Annotated in this window: 3 protein-coding genes; 1 reads left to right on the top strand and 2 read right to left on the bottom strand. The window is 68.6% G+C overall.

All coding sequences use genetic code 11. The annotated features are described in order from the left end of the window. Positions 1–399 precede the first annotated feature (399 nt). Together VF665_RS05330 and VF665_RS05335 are read right to left on the bottom strand one after the other, a co-directional pair. Complete coding sequence (locus VF665_RS05330) at positions 400–945, bottom strand: hypothetical protein (RefSeq protein WP_331052381.1); 546 nt, start codon at positions 943–945, stop codon at positions 400–402. 190 nt (positions 946–1135) lie between these two features. Continuing rightward, the gene (locus VF665_RS05335; protein WP_331052382.1) at positions 1136–2266 is read right to left on the bottom strand and encodes a GRAS family protein; all 1131 of its coding nucleotides are present in this window, start codon (positions 2264–2266) and stop codon (positions 1136–1138) included. Positions 2267–2928: 662 nt separating this feature from the next. Between VF665_RS05335 and VF665_RS05340 the strand changes: the two genes are divergently transcribed. Continuing rightward, positions 2929–5448, top strand: coding sequence for a TonB-dependent receptor domain-containing protein (locus VF665_RS05340; protein ID WP_331052383.1), 2520 nt, complete (start codon positions 2929–2931; stop codon positions 5446–5448). Positions 5449–5505: the final 57 nt, after the last annotated feature.

A 5505-nucleotide genomic window follows, 5' to 3' on the forward strand; every position in this document is an offset into this window, starting at 1 on the left:
GACCTGAAGCTCCCGAACCACGCGTCGGAGAGCCTCCCGATCGCCTCCAGCTCGCGCCACCTCCTGCCGATGTGACCGCCAACATGCGTCCCGTCGATCCAGATTTCCACCTGAACCCGTGGATGCAGGATTTGGGTTGAAGCCCCGAACGGCGCCTGTGGGCGACGTGTCGGGGCTTTCCGCTGTTGGAGCGGCCGATTCATCCGCTCAGGACACCATCCGCGATGACACATCCCGGCGTGTGCGCGAGGCTCCCGGCCGCGTGCAGGTGAAGTCCCCCCGTCTGTTTGGGGGGACTTTCCGCTGTTGTTGCGGCGAATTCATTCGCTCAACCCAGCCGGGACCGATCATCCCGGCGATCCTCTCACACCATCCCCGGACCTCGCGACCCCCGCACCATCACCCCGGTGTGGTGACCACGTAGGTGCACGTGTCCGCGCCTTCCGCCTTGCACGGCGTGCCCTCGCGCCGCTGCACCGCCACGCTGGACCGCAGCAGCTTCTGAAAGAACCCGGTGATCACGCCCCGGTCAAAATCGCACGGGTACGGCGTGCCGCTGGTGATCTGACCCTGCCGCGGTGACAACTGCTCAAAGGTGATGGTGGTGCCCGGAGGCGGCCCGCCGCGGTGGTTCAGGTCGAACGCCATTCCGAACGAGGCCAGCACCTTGGGAAAGGTGTCGATGTCCGGCGGCATGGGCACATGGTTGGGAATCTGCCGCCCGATCTGGTACAGCGTGTTGGGCCCCATCTTTTCGCCGATGGTGTGCAGCGCGCCCACGTACGCCGCCAGCGGATACCACGCGTCCGGCACCACCCCGTTGATGCCGAAGTCCGCCAGGATCTGCTCCCCGCGCCGGCGGAACGGCCCCATGGCCGCCAGCATCGACAGGATGTTGCCTCCAAGAACCGTGGCGTCGGGCCTGAAGCGTGGGGCGTTGTTCACGTGCGAGCCGTGTCCGGAAGAGGAGCGAAGGAAGCGAAATACCCCTCCTTCGCGGGCGGTCTGAGACACTGGGAAGTCTCAGAGGGAGCGGTCTAATTGAACCAGCCGCCGCACCCTCTGTCAAGGATGCGGCGGCTGCCGTCGCTCCGTTTTCCGCCACAGGCGCGCAGGCCGGTGACGACAGCCGCGGTCAGGCGGTCTGGTGCGCCCTCCGCTCCACGGGGACCACGGTGGGTGCCGGAACGTCGGCGGTGGCGCAGAGGATGGCCACTAGCGTCTCGTCCTGGTAATCCAGCCCCAGAAAGCCGTCGTGCGCGCGCACGCTCACGCCCGCCTCGCGCCGCCCCTGGTACGCCTCCAGCCCCGGCGCGGCCACGAATCCCGCTTCGCGCAGCCGCCGCACCCAGGCGTCTACCGGCTCGTGGCGCTCGCAGCGGCTGGCTTCCGGCCCCGCCACGATGTCCTCGATCTCCCGGGCAAAGAACATCTTCATCGCCGCCTTGTCGGCCTCGCCCAGCTCCAGGCTGTCGATCAGCCGGAAGGTGAGCCCGAAGTGGTGCCACGCGGCCTGGAAGCGGTCCATCAGCGAGCCCGTGTTGTGGTCGGAACTGGGCTCGCACAGCACCAGCGCCGCGGGATTCAGGGCACGCAACCGGCGGAACAGGTGGTCGCGCGCGTCGGTGCCCCGCGCCGAGCGCACGTGGTGCACCGCAAAGGCGCCCAGCACCACCAGCGGGGCGGCAAAGGTGCCGAACCAGGCCCAGTCCACCTCCGAAAGCTCCTCCGCCACCCCGTGCACGGGGTAGAAGTGCAGTTCCACCCCCAGTTCCTGCGCCGTGGCCTGCAGCGCCTCGCCGGCCTCCAGCAGGCTTCCCGCGTCCGGCTCCACCGCGATCAGGTGCAGCGCGCGGGGAAGGGTGCCGCGCGCCGCCATCAGCCGCAGCAGCGCCGCTTCCTGCCGCCCGGAGCCGATGCCCACGTCCAGCAGCGTGGCTTCGTCGTGCCCGGCGAGGGCGTCGGCGAGCACCTCGTTGGCCAGCGGGCCGGCCATGGCCACGGTGGGCAGGTGCTGCGCGAGCAGGTTGAACAGCGAGATCTGCGTCTGCTCAAAGCGGCGCAGGTACAGGTTGAGGGCCTCGCGCGTGCCGCACTCCAGCCGGCGGGAGAGGGCCGAGGCAAAGATGTAGTACTGAAGGTCGGCACCGCCGTTGTCCAACTGGCGCTCCACGAGGTCCGCGAGCAGGGTGCGCGCCTGTGCATCGCGCCCGGCGAGGTGTTCCTGCACCACGGCCAGCAGTGCGGCGTACTTTCGTGCGTTCATCACGGACTCCCGGGATCAACCCGCTCGTGGCGGGATTGGATGTGCGCGCGTTGCCGACCGGGCGATGCCGCAGATGCGCATCGCCTGGAAGGGCGCGTAGAAGATGACTTCGCGTTTCCTGTAATCTATAGAACCATTTGGGTCGTGTAAAGAGTGTTCAATGTTGCGCTGCGGGGCGGCTGGGCGTTTGCCGCTCTCCCGCCCGCCGCCACTCGGGGGTTCCGATCTGCCACTCGGCGATGGTCGGGTTCCGGGGGATGGCGCCTCTCGCTACCCTGCAGTCGCCGCGTTCCGCCGGCTCCGATCCGCCGCGGTATCCACGTCCAACCAAGGTGCAACCATGTCCATCACCTCCCGCCCACATCGCGCCGCGCCGCCGCCGCTCCTCGCCCGCGTTGATCGCAGCGAGATGGCTATTGCGGAAGAGTACTTCACATTGTAAAGTACTTTCGCGGCGATGGGGTTCAGTGATCGTGATGATTGAAACCGCGGGTCGAGGCCGCCCGTAGCGCACGGTGTCCACCGTGCGCCCCGGTACCACCACCGGCCACGAGCCGTGGTGGACAGCCTCCACGAAGCCCCTTGTCACCGCAGTACTGGAGTGTTAGTGTACTACAGTGCTAGTACAGCATCACCCTTTTGGCCTCCCACGAGCTCCTGCCATGCAGAGAATCCTTCTTGTCGCGGCTACCGCCAGTCTGCTCGGCGCCGGCACCCTGCTGGCCCAGACGCCCGCTCAGGCGCCCGCCCAGCGCCCTCCCCAGCAGGGTGCCCAGCGGCCCCAGGGCCCCCCGCAGCCTCCCGCCGCGGGCCCCGGAGAAATCCGCGGAACCGTGGTGGACGCCGGCAGCGGCGCCCCCGTGCCTTCCGCCAGCGTGGCGGTGCGGACCACGCGTGACTCCGCGCTCGTCGCCGGCGCCATTGCGCGGGCGGACGGAACGTTCCGCATCGAGGGGCTGCGCCCGGGCTCCTACGTGCTCCGCGTGAACATGATGGGCTACGCCGCCCAGACCACCACCTTCGCCGTCACCCCGGCCGCGCCCCGCACCAACGCCGGCAGCATTCGCCTGGCTCGCTCCGCGGTGACGCTGGACGCCATCCAGGTGACGGGGCAGTCGCAGCCGGTGAGCATTGCGCCGGACCGCAACGCCTACCGCACGCGCGACGTGGCGCCCGCCGCCACGAGCGCCAGCGAGGTGCTGGAGGCGGTGCCCTCCGTGCAGGTGGATGCGGACGGGCGGGTGAGCCTGCGCGGCAACGAGAGCGTGGTGGTGCAGATCAACGGCCGTCCCACGCCCATCAGCGGCGCGCAGTTGGCTGCCTACCTGAAGCAGCTTCCCGCCAGCACGCTGGAGCGGGTGGAGGTGATCCCGAATCCCTCTGCGCGGTACGATCCGGAGGGGATGGCGGGCATCATCAACATCGTCCTCAAGCAGGGCGTGGACCTGGGCTGGAGCGGCGGATTCCAGCTCGGCGCATCCACCGCGGACCGCTACGTGGGCTCCGGCAACCTGGGCTACCAGGCCGGCCCCGTCACGCTGTTCGCCAATTACGGCTACAGCACCGACGACCGCACCGTGGCCGGGCTGAACGACCGCACGCGGCTGGGCGCCGGGCGCGCCCCGCTTTCCTACACGGAGCAGGACATCCGCGGCGCCAACGGAAACGCGGGGCACAACCTGAACGCCAGCCTGGACTACCGGCTGAACGGGCGCGACGTGGTGAGCAACGCCATCGTCCTGAACCTGCGCGACGCCTCCGAGGACGCCCTGAGCGCGTACGACGTGTTCAACGGCTCGCGGCTGCTCACGGACGAGTACCAGCGGGTGCGCGACTCGCAAACCGACGCCTTCATGGCGGACTACTCGCTGGCGTTCAGGCGCACGCTTCAGCCGCAGCGGCACGAGTTCTCGGCCGAGCTGCGCGCCAACCGCCTGCAGGACGAGGATCGCGTGCAGCTCTGGCGGCAGTCGGCCCCTGGCGTGGGGCTGAGCGACGCGGAACTGAACCGCACCACCCTGCGCATGTACCAGTTCACGGCGCAGGCGGATTACACGCGGTCGTTCGGGCAGCGCAGCAAGCTGGAGACGGGGTACAAGGGCACCTCGCGCCTGCTGGACCGCGACTTCGCCGTGCGCGAGGATCCGCTGGGCACCGGCACGTGGACGCCCAGCGACCTGAGCAACGCGCTGGAGTTCGACGAGACGGTGAACGCGGTGTACGGCGTGTTCAGCCGCGGGAGCGGCAAGCTGGAGCTGCAGGGTGGGCTGCGGGCGGAGTACGCGAGCCGCGACTTCTCGCTCGCCAACTCCGGCGAGAACTATCCGTACGACTACACCAGCTTCTTTCCCAGCGGTCTGGTGAGCTACAACCTGTCGGACCGCACCAACGCCAAGCTGAGCTACTCGCGGCGCATCAACCGGCCGGGAAGCGGGCAGCTGAACCCGTTCCCCACGTTCTTCGATCTGCAGAACGTGTTTCTGGGCAACCCGCGGCTCAACCCGGAGTACACGGACGCCATCGAGCTGGGGCTTCAGCACTCGGGACGGCTGGGATCGCTGCAGTTTTCGCCGTTCTACCGCCGCACCACCGACATCATCCGCACCGTGGTGGATACGGACGACGTGGTGAACGGGCGCGAGGTCACGTCGGTGAGCTTCAAGAACCTGGACACGGGGACGTCGTGGGGCGCGGACCTGAACGGCTCGCTGCGCCTGGGCCAGATCTTCAACGGCCTGGCGGCGTTCAACGTGTTCAAGATGGTGACCGAGGGCACCAGCGGAGAGTCGAGCCTGTCGACGGACGCGGTCACGTGGTCGGCCAAGTTCAATGCCACGTACAACATGACGCCGCGCACCGCGTTCACGGCGCAGTACTTTTACCGCGCGCCCATGCAGATTGAGGGCGGACGCTTTGATGCCATGCAGATGGCCAACCTGTCCGTGCGGCAGAAGATGTACGGCGACCGGGCGAACCTGACGCTGCGCGTGTCGGACCCGTTCAACACGCAGCGGTTCCGCATTCGCGCGGGCGACGACAACCTGATCCAGCTGACGGAGCGCACGCAGACCACGCGCGCCGTGCACCTGACGCTGCAGTACACCTTTGGCCGGGCGCCGCGCCCGCGCCAGCAGCCGCAGCAGCAGCAGCCCGACACCGGCGGCACCGGCTTCGGCAACTGATCCGCAGTGTAGATAGAACGAGAGCCGCGGCGGGGACAGTCCCCGCCGCGGCTCTCG

Source organism: Longimicrobium sp., assembly GCF_036387355.1.
In the GTDB taxonomy this organism is placed as follows: domain Bacteria; phylum Gemmatimonadota; class Gemmatimonadetes; order Longimicrobiales; family Longimicrobiaceae; genus Longimicrobium.

What these genes read in the sequence shown, in the direction of transcription:
- VF665_RS05335 (WP_331052382.1), bottom strand. Translation starts at nt 2,266, where the DNA reads ATGAACGCACGAAAGTACGCCGCACTGCTGGCCGTGGTGCAGGAACAC.
- VF665_RS05340 (WP_331052383.1), top strand. Translation starts at nt 2,929, where the DNA reads ATGCAGAGAATCCTTCTTGTCGCGGCTACCGCCAGTCTGCTCGGCGCC.